This is a genomic window from Frateuria sp. YIM B11624, from assembly GCF_049727805.1.
Taxonomy (GTDB): domain Bacteria; phylum Pseudomonadota; class Gammaproteobacteria; order Xanthomonadales; family Rhodanobacteraceae; genus Frateuria_A.
Map to the genome: position 1 here is coordinate 76,551 of NZ_JBCNYA010000005.1, position 15,679 is coordinate 92,229.

The window sequence follows — 15,679 nt, forward strand, 5'->3', positions numbered from 1 at the left end:
CGCTAGAAATTAATTCTCAAATTAATTTCATTCAAGTGCCGCCGGACATGGCTCTTGCACCCGCTCCGCGCTACCCTCGCGCGCCTATGAGTGAACTCAACGAACGCGACTTCGCCCTCGACCCGGAAGACAACGCCCGGCTGGCCAACCTGTGCGGCCCCTTCGACGAACACCTGCGCCAGATCGAGCTGCGCCTGGGCGTGGAGATCGACCATCGCGGCGCCCTGTTCAAGGTGATCGGCGAGGAAGCGCAGGCGCGCGCCGCCGAGAAGGTGCTGCGCTCGCTCTACGCCGGCACCGCAAACGAAACGCTCACCGGCGCGCAGATCAACCTGCACCTGGCCGAATCGGGCATCGACGCGATGGTCGAGGAGGCGGCCGAGGGCGCGCAGGACGTGGTGATCAAGGTCAAGCGCGGCGTGATCAAGGGACGCGGCCCGAGCCAGGCGCGCTACCTGCACGCCATCGCCACGCACGACATCAACTTCGGCGTCGGTCCGGCCGGCACCGGCAAGACCTACCTGGCGGTGGCCAGCGCGGTCGAGGCGCTGGAGGCCAACCGCGTGCAGCGCCTGCTGCTGGTGCGCCCGGCGGTGGAGGCGGGCGAAAAGCTCGGCTTCCTGCCCGGCGACCTTTCGCAGAAGGTCGATCCGTACCTGCGCCCGCTGTACGACGCGCTGTATGAAATGCTCGGCTTCGAGAAGGTCGCCAAGCTGATCGAGCGCAACGTCATCGAGATCGCTCCGCTGGCCTATATGCGCGGACGCACACTCAACGATTCCTACGTCATCCTCGACGAGGCGCAGAACACCACCGTCGAGCAGATGAAGATGTTCCTCACCCGCATCGGCTTCGGCTCGGTGGCGGTGATCACCGGCGACGTCAGCCAGGTCGACCTGCCCCGCCACGTGCGTTCGGGCCTGCGCCACGCGGTGGAAGTGCTGCGCGGCGTCGACGGCATCAGCTTCACCTTCTTCACCTCGCGCGACGTCGTGCGCCACCCGCTGGTGGCCAAGATCGTGCGCGCATACGAAGCATTCGAGCAGACGCCGGAAAGCCAGCCGTCCGGCGCCGCCAAACCGCCCATCGCCTGACCTGCCCGGAGAGACCGCCTTGACCAGCCGCGTCGCGCCTGCGCCTGTCGTGCACGTCGGCTATGCCGTGCCTCGTGCCGGCGTGCCGGCGTCCGCCAGCTTCGCCCGGTGGGTCGCGGCCGCGCTCCACGGCGCGCGCCGGCGCAAATCCACCGAGATGGCCATCCGCATCGTCGACGCCGACGAGGGCCGCAACCTCAACCGCGACTACCGCGGCAAGGACTACGCCACCAACGTGCTCTCCTTCCCGGCCGAGTTGCCGCCCGGCGTGGACCTTCCGTTGATCGGTGACCTGGCCATCTGCGCGCCGGTGGTGGCCCGCGAGGCGGCCGAGCAAGGCAAGAAGCCGCGCGACCACTGGGCCCACCTGACGGTCCACGGTACCCTGCACCTGCTCGGCTACGACCATATCGAGGATGCCGAGGCCGAGGCCATGGAAACGCTCGAAACGCGCATCCTCGCCAGCCTGGGCATTGCCGACCCCTACGCCTGACCAGGCCGCATGCGGGGCGGGCTTCAGCCCACCGCCCTTTTCCAAGCCTGGCGGTGGACTGAGCCCCACTGCGGAGTCCGGCGCACCCTCCCGCTTGTGCCCTGAATCCGCACGTTTTTTCCGCTAGACTCCGGCTTTCCGTCCCTTCATGGGCCGCCCTTCCCTGAGTTGATGAACGACGACCCTGGCAGTACCAACGGCCCGGCCCCCCACCGTTCCTGGTGGGACCGCCTGGGCCACCTGTTCTCCGGCGAACCGCGCAACCGCGACGAACTGATCGAGGAGCTGCGCGCCGCCCAGGCCAACGGCCTGCTGTCCAACGACACCCTCGCCATGGTCGAGGGAGCGCTCAAGGTCACCGAGCTCAGCGTGGACGACGTCATGGTCCCGCGCGCGCAGATCGTGATGATCGCGGCCGACGCCTCGCTGCACGATATCCTGGCCAAGGTGGTCGAGTCCGGCCACTCGCGCTTCCCCGTGCACGGCGAGGACAAGGACGAGATCATCGGCATCCTGCTGGCCAAGGACCTGCTCAAGTACTTCGGCGACGGCGAGGGTTTCGACCTCGCGATGCTGCTGCGTCCGGCGGTGCTGATTCCCGAATCGATGCGCCTGAACGTGCTGCTGGCGGAATTCCGCCGCTCGCGCAACCACATGGCGCTGGTGGTGGATGAATACGGCGGCGTCGCCGGCCTGATCACCATCGAGGACGTGCTCGAGCAGATCGTCGGCGAGATCGACGACGAGCACGACGACGAGGACGAGCCCAGCCTGATGCACGAGCTGCCCGGCGGCGGCTGGTCGGTCAGCGCGCTCACCCCGATCGCCGACTTCAACGAGCAGACCGGCGCCAGCTTCTCCGACGAGGAGTTCGACACCGTCGGCGGCATGGCCACCGCGGAGTTCGGCCACCTGCCGGAGGTCGGCGAGGAAGTCGTGTTTGGCGGCTATCTCTTCATCGTCACCGAGGCCGACGACCGGCGCGTGCAGCAGTTCCGCGTGAACCGGCAGACGGCCGATGCCTGAGGCAGTCGCCTTCATCTCCGCCATGGCCGCCCCCTCCCGACTGCCCCTTGCACGCAGGGATGGGCTCGCCCACACAGCCACCCGTGCCGGCTTGCCGGGAAGGCTTTGGCTGATCTGCCTGGCCCTGCTGCTGGCCTTCGCCCTGCGTCCTGCCCACGCGGGCGTGGCCAACGCCCCCGGCGCCAACCTCGAGGTCTCGCTGGTCACCTACGGTCCGGGCGAAACCTATTGGGAGCGCTTCGGCCACGACGCCATCGAGGTGCGCGACACCGTCAGCGGCGAAGCCTTCAACTTCAACTACGGCGTATTCGACTTCGACGAGCGCGGCTTCCTGCTCAACTTCGCGCGCGGCCGCATGCATTACCTGATGGACGCCGGCCCCACCACGCTCGACGAGAACTGGTACATCCAGGCTGGCCGCTCCGTCACCCGCCAGCGTCTGGATCTCGCGCCGGAGCAGGCGGCCGCGTTGCGTGATTTCCTGCTGTGGAACCTGCGCCCGGAAAACGCGCGCTACGACTATGACTACTACGTCGACAACTGCACCACCCGCGTACGCGACGCGCTGGACCGCGCACTCGGCGGCGTGCTGAAGGCCCAGCTCACCGCGCGGCCGGGCGGCATGACCTACCGCCAGCAGACCAACCGCCTGATGAGCGCGCAGCCCTGGCTGATGCTATTGCTCGACCTGGGTCTGGGCCCTTACGCCGACCAGCCGCTCAACGCCTGGCAGGAGAGCTTCCTGCCCGCCGTGCTGTCGCGCGAACTGGCGACCGCGCAGGTGGATGGCCCGCAGGGCATGCATCCGCTGGTGGCCGATGCCGACCTCGTCTCGCCCAATCGCCTCGAGACGCCGCCCACGACACCGCCCGACCTGCGCCTGCCGCTCGCCCTGGCAGGACTCGGCCTGGCCGTCCTGCTGGTGCTGGCACGGCGCTTCTGGCCTACCGGCTTCACCCTGCTCGGCACGCTCTATCTGGTGCTGGCGGCGGTGGCAGGTACCGGCCTGCTGGTGCTGTGGTCACTGACCACCCATCACGCAGCCTGGGCCAACGCCAACCTGCTGCCGTTCAACCCGCTCGCCCTCGCCTTGCTGCCATCGACATGGCGCGCCCGTCGCGGCCTGCCCGCCTCGCGCCTGGCCGACATCGTGCTGTTGATCCAGTTGGTCGCCCTGCTCGCCGCCGTGCTGTTGCACCTGCTCCCGGACACCGTGCAGCAGAACCAGCCCTGGCTGCTGTTCGCCATGCCGGTGTGGCTGGCGATGGCCATGGCCCTTCGTAGTAACCGCGCCGATACGACGAAGGGCTAATTCCTAGCGAGCGCCTTTTATTCGAGCTTGGAGGCAAGCACCTGGCTCAGCGAGCCAGCGAAATTCGCCGTCATGTGCTGTGCATCGCGAAAAACGATCACCCCGTTACGCCGGGCCTCGCATATGCCGCCTGGACAGATGCTGTCGTTGAGGTCGATGACCGACACGTTCGGATAGGGCCGGCTGGCTTGTTGCAACCAGCCATAGACGGCTTCGTTGTTGTGACCGGCGGGTGCGGAACAGGCACCCAGCAAGGCCAACCAGCGAGGCCTTCCCTGATGAGAGGCCAGGCAATCCGGCCCACTGAACGGCAAGTGCGGAGTGCTGCGAAGTACGTACACGTGGCCCGAGGCGGTGGCGAGGGGAGCCAGGACCCGGTTGGTACCCTCGACCCATTGCTGTGCGGTATACGCATAGGTGGAGACCGAGCCCATGATCACCGCTTCGGGCTTTATCGCTGCCAGATACTTCACTGCCCGCTGCCGCCATGTCGCGCACTCCACGTACATGCGGCCGATGCGTTGATAGAAGATCGGTTCGTCGACCATAGGACAGGACGATTTGGTGATCACCATCAAGCGCCAGTCCGGCCTGTCATACACCCGCGCGATAGCTGGAAACCACTGGCCGGCGATGCTGTCACCCAGAAGTACCGCCGTGTGAGACGCATCCTTCGCGCCAAACCCGCAAATGCGCAGCTCGTCGCTGAAATACCAGTCGTCACAACCCATGCGGTAAATCACCGGCGCGTCCGCGTGGGCGCTGGCGAAGCGCTGATACTGCGGGCTACGTTCCAGATCCGTGGCCTGGTTGTACCAATGCAGGCACATCACGCCCGCGAACCCCATCACCGTCAAGGCCGCTGCGACGGTCATGCGGGGCCGTGCCAGCCATATTCTCCGGTGACGCGTAGGCGACTCCACCAGCAGGTATGAAAGCACTGCAAGCACCAGCGAAGCGAAGACGGCCCAAGCCCTGATGGTCGGGCTGTTCGATGAATAGAGCGCGCGCGCAAGCAAAAGTACCGGCCAATGCCACAGATACCACGCGTAGGAAACCCGCCCGAGTGCTTGGAGCGGGCGCCAGGCAAGCACGCGCGATGCACCCGCGCCGCGAACCCCTGCCGCGATGATGGCCACCGCGCCTGCGGTCGGCAGCACGGACCATCCTCCCGGATAGGACTTGTTCGGCGTCAGCATTGCCGCTGCCGCCAGGATGGCAGCCAACCCAAGCCAACCCATCGCCTCCCACCGGGCGCGCTGGCCCGCCGGAGACCGGCCCGGCACCTCCAGGAGGAGCCATACCAGCGCGCCTGAAGCGAACTGCCAGGCACGTAGGGGCATCATGTAGAAGGCGAGTTGCGGCGCTGTAAATGTCAGCGCTATACACGCCGCGAGGCTTGCCACAACGATGACGGCCATGCCGTTCCTGAGCCGACGCAGGCCTCCCGGCTGCGCACTCGCTCGGCGCCCCCACAGCCATAAAAGCAGGGCCGGCCATAGCAGGTAGAACTGTTCCTCCACGCCCAGTGACCACGTATGCAGGAACAGGTTGCTTTCGGCACCGCTCGAAAAATAATCGAGCAGCCTAAACGTAAAGTGGAAATTGCTCAGCCAGAACACGGCGCTGGCCGCGGCGCTGGCCTGTTTTTGCTGATCGCCCGGCGCCAGCAGCATCATTGCCGCAGCGCCTACCACGACCAGCATGGTCAGTAGACCGGGGAGCAACCGCCGCAGCCGGCGCACGTAGAACTCGCCAAAACGGATCTTGCCGTTGCTGGCCAGTTCGCGCAGCAGCAGGCCGGTTATCAGAAATCCCGAAAGGACGAAAAATACGTCGACGCCCACGAAACCGCCCGCCAGCCAGGGCACTCCCGCATGCGCCGCCACCACCAACAGGATCGCGACCGCCCGCAAGCCCTCCAGATCGGCCCGGTATCCAAGGCGATATTCGTTTCCTTTCATGACTCCCCCCTTCAGGAGGCGACATCTTTGCATAGACGTTTGCCTCCCGATCCATGTCGATGGCAACGATACCCGGGTGCCCGTACCATCGGCGCATGTCCACCTCCACCAACAGCATGGTCGTCAACTGTGTCGCCTACCGCGGCGACGGCACCCGTATCGGCGACATCACGCTGGATGCGATCAGCGACGTCCTGCAGGAGCCGGGCACCTTCGTGTGGGTGGGCCTGCACGAGCCGGATGCGGCGCTGCTGCTCAAGCTGCAGGAAGAATTCGACCTGCACGACCTCGCCATCGAGGATGCGCACAAGGCGCACCAGCGCACCAAGCTGGAGGCCTACGGCGATTCGCTGTTCCTGGTGGTGCAGACGGCGCAGCTGCTCGACGGCAACCTCGCCTTCGGCGAGACGCAGATCTTCTTCGGCGCGCGCTACCTGGTGACCGTGCGCCATGGCGCCTCGCTGTCCTACGCGCCGGCGCGGCGCAGCTGCGAGCAGGCGCACGAGCTGATGCGCAACGGGCCGAGCTACGGTCTCTACGGCGTGCTCGACTTCATCGTCGACAACCTGCTGCCGATCGTGCGCGACTTCCGCGAAGAGCTGCACCAGCTCGAGGCGGACATCTTCGCCGAGACCTTCAAGCGCAGCACGGTGCGCCGGCTCTATGACATGCAGCGCGACCTGATGACCCTGCGCCTGGCGGTGGCGCCGCTGCAGGACATCACCAGCCAGTTGGTGCGGCTGCACCCGCAGCTGATCCCCGAGGAACTGCGGCTGTATTTTCGCGACGTCTATGACCACGTGTTCCGCGTCAACGAATCGATCAACGCCATGCGCGAGATGCTCGGCGCGGCGATCAACGTGAACCTGTCTCTGGTCACCTTCGGGCAGAACGAGGTGATGAAGCGCCTGGCCGGCTACGCCGCGCTGCTCGCCGCGCCCACGCTCATCACCAGCTGGTACGGCATGAACTTCACGCACATGCCCGAACTGGACAAGCCTTGGGCGTATCCGGTGATGATCGTGGTGGTGGTCGGCGTCGTCGGCGGCATCTACACCTGGCTCAAGCGGGTGAAGTGGTTGTAGGACTCGCCGGGTCGCCGCCTGACCATCCGATACGCCTCAAAAGAAAAGCGGCGGCCGAAGGGCCGCCGCTCCGCGGATGGAATCTCGCGCTCAGTGGGCGGCGTCAGCCGCGCCCGGCCCCGAGGTCCACCGCTTCAGCCACGCATTCACCGTCTCGTGCCACATCACGCTGTTCTGCGGCTTGAGCACCCAGTGGTTCTCATCCGGGAAGGTGAGGAACTCGCTGGGGATGCCGCGGCGCTGCAGCGCAGTGAACGCGCCCAGGCCCTGGGTGATCGGGATGCGGAAGTCGTGGCCGCTGTGCACCACCAGCATCGGCACGCGCCAGTCCTTGACGTGGTTGATCGGGTTGAAGCGCTCGTAGTTCTCCGGATGCTCGAACTGCGTGCCGCCGTTCTCCTTCTCCTCGAACCACAGCTCTTCGGTCGCGTAATACATCATGCGCGCATCGAACACGCCGTCATGGTCGATCAGGCACTTCCACGGCTGGTTCCACACGCCGGCGATCCAGTAGACCATGTAGCCACCGTAGCTGGCGCCCAGCGCGCAGGCGTTGTCCGCGTCGAGGAAGCTGTACTTGTCCAGCGCAGCCGCCCAGCCGGCCTTGAGGTCTTCCAGCGGCTTGCCGCCCCAGTCACCGGAAATCGAATCGGTGAACGCCTGGCCGTAGCCGGTGGAACCGTGGAAGTTGATGGTGACCACCGCGAAGCCCTGCCCGGCATACGTCTGCGGGTTCCAGCGGTAGCTCCAGTCGTTGGTCATCGCACCCTGCGGGCCGCCGTGGATGATGAAGGCGACCGGATATTTCTGCCCGCGCTTGTAGCCCACCGGCTTGACCACGTAGCCCTGCACCGGTTCGTTGTTCCAGCCCTTGAAGGTGAAGAACTCGAAGTCGCCCACCTTCGCGTTCTTCAGCCGCTCGGCGTTGAAGTGCGTGACCTGCTTGAGGCCTCGGCCGCGGGCGTCGGTCAGGTACAGGTCGACCGGACGCTTGAGGTCGTCACGCGCCAGCAGCAGCTTGCCGTTCTGGAGCGAATAGCCGCCCACCGAACCGTCGCCCACCAGCTTGCTGACCTTGCCGCTGGCTGCGTCAATGGCGAACAGCGGATGCTGGCCCTCGTCGTCGGCCGTGGCGTACAGCGTCTTGCCGTCGGGTGCGATCGTCAGCGCACCGGCCGAGCGGTCCCACTGCGGATCCACTTCGCGGATGGCGCCGCTTTGCAGGTCCATCGCCATGATGGCGAAGCGGTCGGCTTCGAAGCCGGGCTCCTTCATCGCCAGGTAGTACAGCGTGCGGCCATCGGGCGAAGGCACTGGATAGGCGTCCCAGGCCTTGTTCGCCGCGGTGAGGTTCTGCGGTGCAGTCGAACCGTCGGCCGGCACACGGTAGAGATCGAAATTGGTCGACCACGGTTCGCTGGTGCCGGCGATGCGCACGTCGAAGTACACCGTGCGGCCGTCCGGCGAAAAGGCGAACTCGCTCTCGTCGCCAAAGGGCTTGCTGGGGATGTCGCCGTCGATGCCGCGGCTGAGCAGCGTCGGCTCGGCTGGAAGCATGCCGGTGCCATCGAAATGGGCGATGAAAAGCTGGTTGCGCCTGCCCTCGGACCAGGTGTCCCAGTGGCGCACGAACAGCTTGTTGTAGACGGTGCCAGTGGCTTTGTTCTTCTCGCGGCCGTCGATGCGCTCCTTGGTGCAGGCCAGGTCCGCGCAGTCGGTGTAGACCTCATAGGAGAGCAGCACGCTCTTGCCGTCAGGGGAGAGCTTGTAGCCACCCAGGTCGAGCGAACCGTGGCTCACCTGCACCGCGGCCTTGTGCCCGGCCAGGTCCAGGCTGCCGCCCGCGCCCAGATCCAGCCGCCACAGTTGCGCGACGCCATCGGCCGCGGCCACGTAGTAAAGACCGTGCCCATCGGATGCCCAGCGCGCCGAGCTGCCCTTGTCCGCGACCTTGACCGGCTCGCCGCCTTTCTTGAGATCAAGCACGTAGATCGCGTTGACGCCCTTGTTCGCGGCGTAGTCCGTGCTGCGCACGCCGAACGCGGCGTAGCGGCCGTCGGGCGAGAGCTGCGGATCGCTGACGCGGTCCATCATCACCAGGTCGCGCACGTTGAATGGGTGCGGGACGTGGGTTTCCAGGTCGACGGCCAGCGCCGGTGTGGCCAGCAGGCCGAGTGCAAGCGCGGCGAACAGCGGCTTCATGATGCGGTCCCCTTTGGTGGTCAGCGAATCACGGTACGGGCAGGCGTGCAGGGAAGCAAGGAAAGCGCACTTTCACGGCCAAGGGCACCATACGGCCGCGTGCGGTGCAGCGGCATTTGGCCGTCCAATCGGAGATTTCGCTTGCCCGCCAGGCGACGCATGCCTGTGACCGCCGTGCCCCGGACGGACGCTTCAAGGGGCGCCACTGACAAACTTGGGCAGTACCTGCCCTTTTTAGACACCGCCTTGCGGTGTTGCACGCGTCACGCTTCTGCAAGCGGGCGCGACAGCCACCTCACAGGTTGTAGACATTCGTGACCACGTGCACAATCGACTGGCCTACAGCTATGCGGCAATACAGGGGCAGTGTGCGTGGCACGCAAACTGCTTCGTTCACCGCGAGCTTCCTGGTCGTTCCTGACCGCAGCATGTGGGGTCCGATTCCGCCTAGGGGGATCCGGGACCGGGGCTCAGGGGGCATCAAACGGTTAGCTAACCAGCACTAGAGAGGAACCACCATGAAGAAGAATCTGCAGAAGGGCTTCACCCTGATCGAACTGATGATCGTGGTCGCGATCATCGCGATCCTGGCTGCCATCGCCATCCCGGCCTACCAGAACTACGTCGCCAAGTCGCAGTTCTCGGAGTCGCAGACCGTGGCTGACGGCATCAAGACGGCCGTGGCGGAGTTCTGGACCCAGAATGGGAAGTGCCCCGAACTCGGCACCGACAAGAGCTTCCCGTCGGCCGCTGCAAGCTACGCTGGCAAGTATGTCGCCTCGGCTGACATTGCGACCGGTACGGCTGCCAAGGATCCGACCTGCGATATCGAAGTGACGTTCAAGACCACTTCCGTTTCGAAGGGTCTCCAGGGTAAGAAGGCCCTGTTCAAGGGTTCCGAGAATGGCGGCAACTTCGCCTGGGCTTGCACCAGCGATGCGGACCAGAAGTACCTCCCGCAGGCCTGCCAGACCCCGTAAGCTTTATCCCGGGAACAACGAAAGCCCCTCGCAAAGAGGGGCTTTTTTTTTGCCAGCGACGCTGGGATACGCTCTTCGCCTGGATCGCCACCCCAATACTCGGGACACCATGCAGCCATCGACAAGAGCAGCGCTTCTGCTGATAGTCATCCTTGCAGGATGTACTGCGGTCTACTGGGCCGGCCTGCACGGCCCTTTTCTCTTCGACGATTTCCCCAACCTTGCAGCACTGGACAGCATTGACCGGGTCGCCAACTGGCGGGATTTGGGACTGTTCCTGTCCGAGGCCCGCACGTTCCCGGGACGTCCACTCGCCATGCTCAGCTTTCTTCTGCAGAAGTCGAGTTGGCCGGATGACCCTTTCGCTTTCAAGCTGGTGAACCTTGGTCTGCACCTGGCCAATGGCGTACTGGTGTATGTCCTTACCAAGCAACTGTCGGCCATTGTCCTCGCCGACGGTACCGCGCCGCTGAAGCGCCTCTCTCCCTGGCCGCCGCTGCTGGTCACCGCCGCATGGCTCGTCTGTCCAATCAACCTGTCGGCGATCTTGCTGGTCGTGCAACGCATGACCCTGCTCATGGCGCTGTTCGTGCTGCTCGGCCTGATCGCTTACACCAGCGCGCTGAAGAATGAACGCGCCAGCATCCGACGCCGTGGGGCGCTCATGGTGACCGGTCTGGGGGTCGGCACGACGCTGGCTTTCCTCACCAAGGAAAATGGCATTCTGTTGCCGCTCTACGCACTCGCACTCGACACCACCCTGCTTCGCACGCGAGTGCAGCAGCTACCTCCCGTGCTCGCGTGGCTGCGGCGCTTGCTGGTGTATCCGATGGTGCTGTTCGTGTTCGGATATCTGCTGATCGAGATCCCCGACTTTGCGCGGGCGGAATCGTTTCGGGACTTCACACTTTACCAACGCCTGCTGACCGAACCACGCATCCTCGCCGACTATCTTGCCAAGATCTTTCTGCCCCGCTTCGGGGTCTACGGACTTTACAACGACGATTTCCCACTTTCGTCCGGGATATTCCACCCCCTTGCCACGCCATTCTTCCTTGCGGCCCTGCTGCTCGTCCTCGGCCTCGCGTTCCGTTGGCGCCAACGTCGCCCGCTACTGGCATTTGCCGTATTCTGGTATTTCGGTGGCCAGATCCTTGAAAGCAGTGTGGTCATGCTCGAGCTCTACTTCGAGCATCGCAATTACCTTCCGATCATTGGCCCCTTCATCGCGCTTGCCATCTGGATAGCAACCCTTAGTCCCAGCAACACGCGGAGGTTGGTGTACGCGATTGTGACCGTATGGTTTGGCGCAAGCGTGATCGCTACCTCGCTGAGCGCACGCGTCTGGTCGAGCGAACAAGGACTCGCCTTCAACTGGGGCAACACCCATCCTGACTCGGTGCGGTCGCAGACCATGCTTGCCGGCCAGCTATACAAGCACGGACGGCTTGCGGCGGCGGCGCGCATCATTGATCGGGTCATGGAGAAGCATCCCGGTGACGCAGGCCTTGCCGAAAACAAGGTGCTGCTGCGCTGCGTGGAAGGTTCACTCACCGCCGCAGATCTCGACCAACTTCGTGAAACGCTCCGTACTGCACGCTGGAACCGCAACGGCTTCCAGAACCTGGAAACCATACGATTACAGGCTCAGATGCATCGTTGTCCTCCGCTGACTACCGAACAGTGGAGCAGCCTCGCCGATGCCCTCCTCGCCAACCGGGCCTACCAATGGGGAATAGCGGCGGGGTTCATCCATTACCAGATCAGCCAGCTCGCCGTGCACGAGGGCAACCTTGACCTTGCCGTGCGGCAACTCGACCTTGCATACGCCAAGGACCCGGACGCGAACATCCCAAGGCTCCAAGCCAAGTACCTGGCCAGCGCCGGTCTGTACGACCAGGCGATCGACAAGCTCGAACAAACCGATTACCGACGCCTGCCGCTGCTACGGCGACTACTGGTGGACGATCGCGCCATCAACCGCGAGATGGCCACGACGATCCGGGAGAAGCAGGCTTCCGCGCTGAACGGGCGAAAGACCGGGAAACCACAGGAGCAAGCGGTCGCGCACTAGACTGGGAACCGTTCGCAGCATTTGCCAGGAACACCCATAGATGACGCCCGTCACCTCTCCCAAGCCGGCGCTGGCGCGCCTGGCCGATCGCCCGTGGTGGTTGCTGCTGATCGCTATGGCGCTGACGGTCGCCGCGTACGCGCCGGGACTCACGGGCGGATGGCTGTTCGACGACTACCCGAACATCGTGGACAACCCCGGCGTCCAACCGCACGATGCCAGCCTGGGTTCGCTGGTACGCGCCGCACTTTCTTCGCCCTCGAGCGAATTCAAGCGACCGTTGGCGTCGCTCAGTTTCGCAGCCAACTACCTCGCCGCAGGACTCGATCCGTACTGGATGAAGTTCACCAATCTGGTGATTCATCTTCTCAACGGCACGGCATCGTTTTTCCTAGCACGCTTGCTGTTACGGCGGTTCCGAAAGGAGTCCGCGGCGGGATGGCTCGCCGCACTGACCGCTGGCGCGTGGCTGCTGCTGCCGATCAATCTCACCGGCGTGCTCTATGTCGTGCAGCGCATGGAAAGCATGGCCAATCTGTTTGTGCTCGTCGGCCTGCTCGGTTACGTCCATGCACGCAGCAGCCTGCAGGAGGCAGAACCGGACGATGGCCGAGGATGGCGGCATTACATCCTCTGCGCCGCAAGTCTGGTCCTCGCCACCGGGCTCGGACTGCTGGCGAAGGAAACCGCCATCATGTTGCCGCTTTATGCGGTTTCGACGGAATGGATCGTTTTTCGCTTTCGCGACAGGAGAAGCCGATTTGACTGGCGCATAGCCGCCCTGTTTCTTGCCGTGCTCGTCGTGCCGCTTATCGTTGGTCTTGCGTGGCTACTTCCGGACGTGCTCAACCCGTCCTACTGGGCGACACGCGACTTCAGGCTGACCACGCGCCTCCTGAGCGAGGCACGGATCGTCACCGACTACCTCGGCTGGACCGTCCTGCCTACGCCGACGGCGCTGTCGTTTTATCACGACGACTTCGTGCCCTCGTCTGGATGGCTGCACCCATGGACAACGCTGGCCGGTGCCATGGCACTGGCACTGCTGCTCGTGGGAGCGCTGTGGCTGCGGCGCAGGCGACCGCTTGCTGCACTCGGCATCCTGCTGTTCATGGGCTGCCACCTTCTGACCGGCACGATCCTCCCGCTTGAGTTGATCTACGAGCACCGCAACTACTTCGCCAGTTTCGGCCTGATGCTGACCATCGTTCCGCTGCTCACAGCGCCGCAACGACCAGCTGGTGATCCACTGTCTGTCACCCCGATGCCCGAGGTTTCGAAGGCATTGCCGATGGCCTTGTCCCGCTATGTAGCTCTTGCAGGGCTCATGTTGCTCTGGATTACGCAAACTACTCTTACCGCCTATGCATGGGGCGACCCATTGCGCCTGTCCGCCGAACTGGCCGATCGCGCGCCTGCATCACCGCGTGCCCAATACGAGCTCGGTCGCACGTACATCATCTACTCGCACTACGATCCCAGCTCACCATTCACGCAAATGGCATATGCGCCGCTGGAACGAGCGATGAAGCTTCCCGACTCCTCGATCCTCCCGGAGCAGGCTCTGATCTTCATGAATGCGCGCATGAGTTTGCCAATCAAGGATGCCTGGTGGGACAGCATGGTTTCAAAACTGAAGGCCCACAAACCAGGCGTCCAGGACGAAAGTTCACTTGGGGCTCTTACCCAATGCTCCCGCGAAAACTTGTGCCAGCTCCCAGCGAACCGAATGATCGACGCCTTTGAAGCGGCCCTGTCCCACACACCGCCAAGCGCGAGACTGCTCGCAGCGTATGGCGACTATGCCTGGAACGTGCTGGGCGACCATGAACTAGGGCTCGGCATGATACAGGCAGCCGCCCGTGCGGCTCCCGACGAGCCCGCCTATCTGATTAGCGAAACGCGTATGCTTGTCGCGATGGGGCGGATCCAGGCCGCACAGAGTTCCTATCAACTGCTCCAGCGCCTGAACATCGGCGGCCGCCTGGACCGAGATCTCGAATCCCTGCGCAGCCTCCACGTTCGACCAAAATGAGCCCTCCCCCCAGAGTCAGCCTCGCCATCCTTCCGGGCGTGATTCCGCCTCCCGACGAGTCATAGGGCCGCGTGCTAGCGTGATGAGCCTCACAACGCTTTACAAGCTAATCCGCGACGACTTCGACAAAAGTACAGAGCGTGGGCGCATCGGGCGTGCAGCCGCAGGTACGGCACTGTTCAAGCTCGCATCCATACTGTTCGCGCTGCTCATCAGCATTGCATGCGCGCGATCGCTGGGGCCGCAGTCGTACGGCGAGTACGCTTTCGTCATGGCTTGGGTGGCCATCATCGCCCTCCCTTGTGGTCTTGGCATCCCCAGCTATCTCATCCGGGAAGCGGCCCGCAGACCGCGAAACGCTTGGACGCTGTTCAAATGGTCCAATCGAACCGTTGTCCTGTCGGGATTCGTAGCTGCAGCATTGCTAGGGATCGCCTCGTTGGCTTCAGGCCATACGTTGGGCCAGCTCTTCGCATTGGCCATCCCACTTCCCTTGCTTGCAAACGCAGCATCAGTGCGTCAATCCCTACTGCAGGCGCGAGGGAAAATCGCGGAGAGCCAGTGGCCCCAGCTTGCCCTCTCCCCAGCCATTTTGCTTGCGTCGGTGTGTCTGTACTTGGCGTGTATCGGCCCCCTGACACCCATCATCCTGATGGGGATCACCCTGGCAGTCGCTCCGATTCCTTTTCTCGTCAACCGGATTCAATTGTCAGCTGTGGATTTTGCCACTGGGCAAGAGCCCGGTCAGCCCCCAAGCGTTCGAGCTGCACTTCCCTTCATGTGGTTGGGGGCCCTGAGTCTCGTAAACAGCAGGGTGGATCTGATCGCTATCGGAGTACTCCGCGGCGCGCATGAAGCCGGCGTTTATGCGATCTCAGCCCGGGCGGCGGAACTTATTCCTTTTTTTCTGACCGTCGCAAACACATCCCTGGGACCGAAAATTTCGGAACTCTACGGCTCGCGCAACTCGCGTCTGTTGCAACAGATCACTAGCTCGGCCGCCAGGCGCATTTTCATCGTAACCACTGCCGGCGGTGCCACGCTGTTTTTATTGGCGGGCGTGCTGGTGTCCGCTCTATATGGCGTGGCGTACGCGGAAAGCGTCTTGCCCCTGCGGATCCTGATCGTCGCCCATCTCGTCACCGTGCTGTTCGGGCCAGTGGGAATCCTGCTGAACATGACAGCCCATGCCAAGCAGTCCGCCATGGCCTTCGGCCTTAGCGCGGCGCTGAACATATTGCTCAACCTTGCGCTGATTCCAGCTTTTGGTATGGCCGGTGCAGCCGTCGCCACGGCCTTGAGTACCGTATTCTGCGGTGCTTTACGCTGGACGCTCGTTAGACGATACCTTGGCTTGCGGGCCGATGTAGCCTCGGGGGTTCCGGTCCTCGTCAATGGCGATTCGCGGCTTTAG

11 protein-coding genes are annotated in these 15,679 nt (G+C 64.0%); 9 read left to right on the top strand and 2 right to left on the bottom strand.

Annotation, left to right across the window (positions count from 1 at the left end; all coding sequences use genetic code 11):
* Positions 1-86 precede the first annotated feature (86 nt).
* The 4 genes from AAIL17_RS03840 (at position 87) to AAIL17_RS03855 (ending at position 3,925) form a co-directional block, all read left to right on the top strand.
* Complete coding sequence (locus AAIL17_RS03840) at positions 87-1,094, top strand: PhoH family protein (RefSeq protein WP_424681494.1); 1,008 nt, start codon at positions 87-89, stop codon at positions 1,092-1,094.
* Between the two features lie 19 nt (positions 1,095-1,113).
* Entirely contained in the window at positions 1,114-1,587 is a 474-nt protein-coding gene (gene ybeY / locus AAIL17_RS03845; protein ID WP_424681495.1) for an rRNA maturation RNase YbeY, read from the top strand.
* A gap of 171 nt (positions 1,588-1,758) precedes the next feature.
* Positions 1,759-2,613, top strand: a complete 855-nt coding sequence (locus tag AAIL17_RS03850) for an HlyC/CorC family transporter (RefSeq protein WP_424681496.1) — start codon at positions 1,759-1,761, stop codon at positions 2,611-2,613.
* 91 nt (positions 2,614-2,704) lie between these two features.
* The gene (locus AAIL17_RS03855) at positions 2,705-3,925 is read left to right on the top strand and encodes a DUF4105 domain-containing protein (protein WP_424681497.1); all 1,221 of its coding nucleotides are present in this window, start codon (positions 2,705-2,707) and stop codon (positions 3,923-3,925) included.
* 17 nt (positions 3,926-3,942) lie between these two features.
* On the opposite strand, the gene AAIL17_RS03860 is transcribed toward AAIL17_RS03855, so the two are convergent.
* On the bottom strand, positions 3,943-5,889 hold the full coding sequence (locus AAIL17_RS03860; RefSeq protein ID WP_424681498.1) for an acyltransferase family protein: 1,947 nt from the start codon (positions 5,887-5,889) through the stop codon (positions 3,943-3,945).
* 95 nt (positions 5,890-5,984) lie between these two features.
* On the opposite strand from AAIL17_RS03860, the gene AAIL17_RS03865 reads away from it, so the two are divergent.
* Positions 5,985-6,974, top strand: coding sequence for a magnesium and cobalt transport protein CorA (locus AAIL17_RS03865; protein ID WP_424681499.1), 990 nt, complete (start codon positions 5,985-5,987; stop codon positions 6,972-6,974).
* Between the two features lie 90 nt (positions 6,975-7,064).
* Here AAIL17_RS03865 and AAIL17_RS03870 read toward each other — a convergent pair whose 3' ends face one another.
* Positions 7,065-9,176 carry a prolyl oligopeptidase family serine peptidase gene (locus tag AAIL17_RS03870; protein WP_424681500.1) on the bottom strand — a complete coding sequence of 704 codons (2,112 nt, stop codon included), beginning with the start codon at positions 9,174-9,176 and terminating at the stop codon, positions 7,065-7,067.
* A gap of 518 nt (positions 9,177-9,694) precedes the next feature.
* Here AAIL17_RS03870 and AAIL17_RS03875 point away from each other — a divergent pair.
* The 4 genes from AAIL17_RS03875 to AAIL17_RS03890 all read left to right on the top strand — a co-directional run bounded on the left by AAIL17_RS03875 (position 9,695) and on the right by AAIL17_RS03890 (position 15,679).
* Positions 9,695-10,156 carry a pilin gene (locus AAIL17_RS03875; RefSeq protein WP_424681501.1) on the top strand — a complete coding sequence of 154 codons (462 nt, stop codon included), beginning with the start codon at positions 9,695-9,697 and terminating at the stop codon, positions 10,154-10,156.
* Positions 10,157-10,265: 109 nt separating this feature from the next.
* Positions 10,266-12,230, top strand: coding sequence for a tetratricopeptide repeat protein (locus AAIL17_RS03880; RefSeq protein WP_424681502.1), 1,965 nt, complete (start codon positions 10,266-10,268; stop codon positions 12,228-12,230).
* A 40-nt stretch (positions 12,231-12,270) separates the two neighbouring features.
* Complete coding sequence (locus AAIL17_RS03885; protein ID WP_424681503.1) at positions 12,271-14,265, top strand: hypothetical protein; 1,995 nt, start codon at positions 12,271-12,273, stop codon at positions 14,263-14,265.
* 82 nt (positions 14,266-14,347) lie between these two features.
* Positions 14,348-15,679, top strand: a complete 1,332-nt coding sequence (locus AAIL17_RS03890; protein ID WP_424681504.1) for a polysaccharide biosynthesis C-terminal domain-containing protein — start codon at positions 14,348-14,350, stop codon at positions 15,677-15,679.

Bases quoted from the DNA above. Each gene is read 5' to 3' on its own strand.
- AAIL17_RS03860 (WP_424681498.1), bottom strand. From the start codon at position 5,889: ATGAAAGGAAACGAATATCGCCTTGGATACCGGGCCGATCTGGAGGGC.
- AAIL17_RS03875 (WP_424681501.1), top strand. From the start codon at position 9,695: ATGAAGAAGAATCTGCAGAAGGGCTTCACCCTGATCGAACTGATGATC.
- AAIL17_RS03850 (WP_424681496.1), top strand. From the start codon at position 1,759: ATGAACGACGACCCTGGCAGTACCAACGGCCCGGCCCCCCACCGTTCC.
- AAIL17_RS03870 (WP_424681500.1), bottom strand. From the start codon at position 9,176: ATGAAGCCGCTGTTCGCCGCGCTTGCACTCGGCCTGCTGGCCACACCG.
- AAIL17_RS03865 (WP_424681499.1), top strand. From the start codon at position 5,985: ATGTCCACCTCCACCAACAGCATGGTCGTCAACTGTGTCGCCTACCGC.
- AAIL17_RS03880 (WP_424681502.1), top strand. From the start codon at position 10,266: ATGCAGCCATCGACAAGAGCAGCGCTTCTGCTGATAGTCATCCTTGCA.
- AAIL17_RS03890 (WP_424681504.1), top strand. From the start codon at position 14,348: ATGAGCCTCACAACGCTTTACAAGCTAATCCGCGACGACTTCGACAAA.
- AAIL17_RS03840 (WP_424681494.1), top strand. From the start codon at position 87: ATGAGTGAACTCAACGAACGCGACTTCGCCCTCGACCCGGAAGACAAC.
- AAIL17_RS03885 (WP_424681503.1), top strand. From the start codon at position 12,271: ATGACGCCCGTCACCTCTCCCAAGCCGGCGCTGGCGCGCCTGGCCGAT.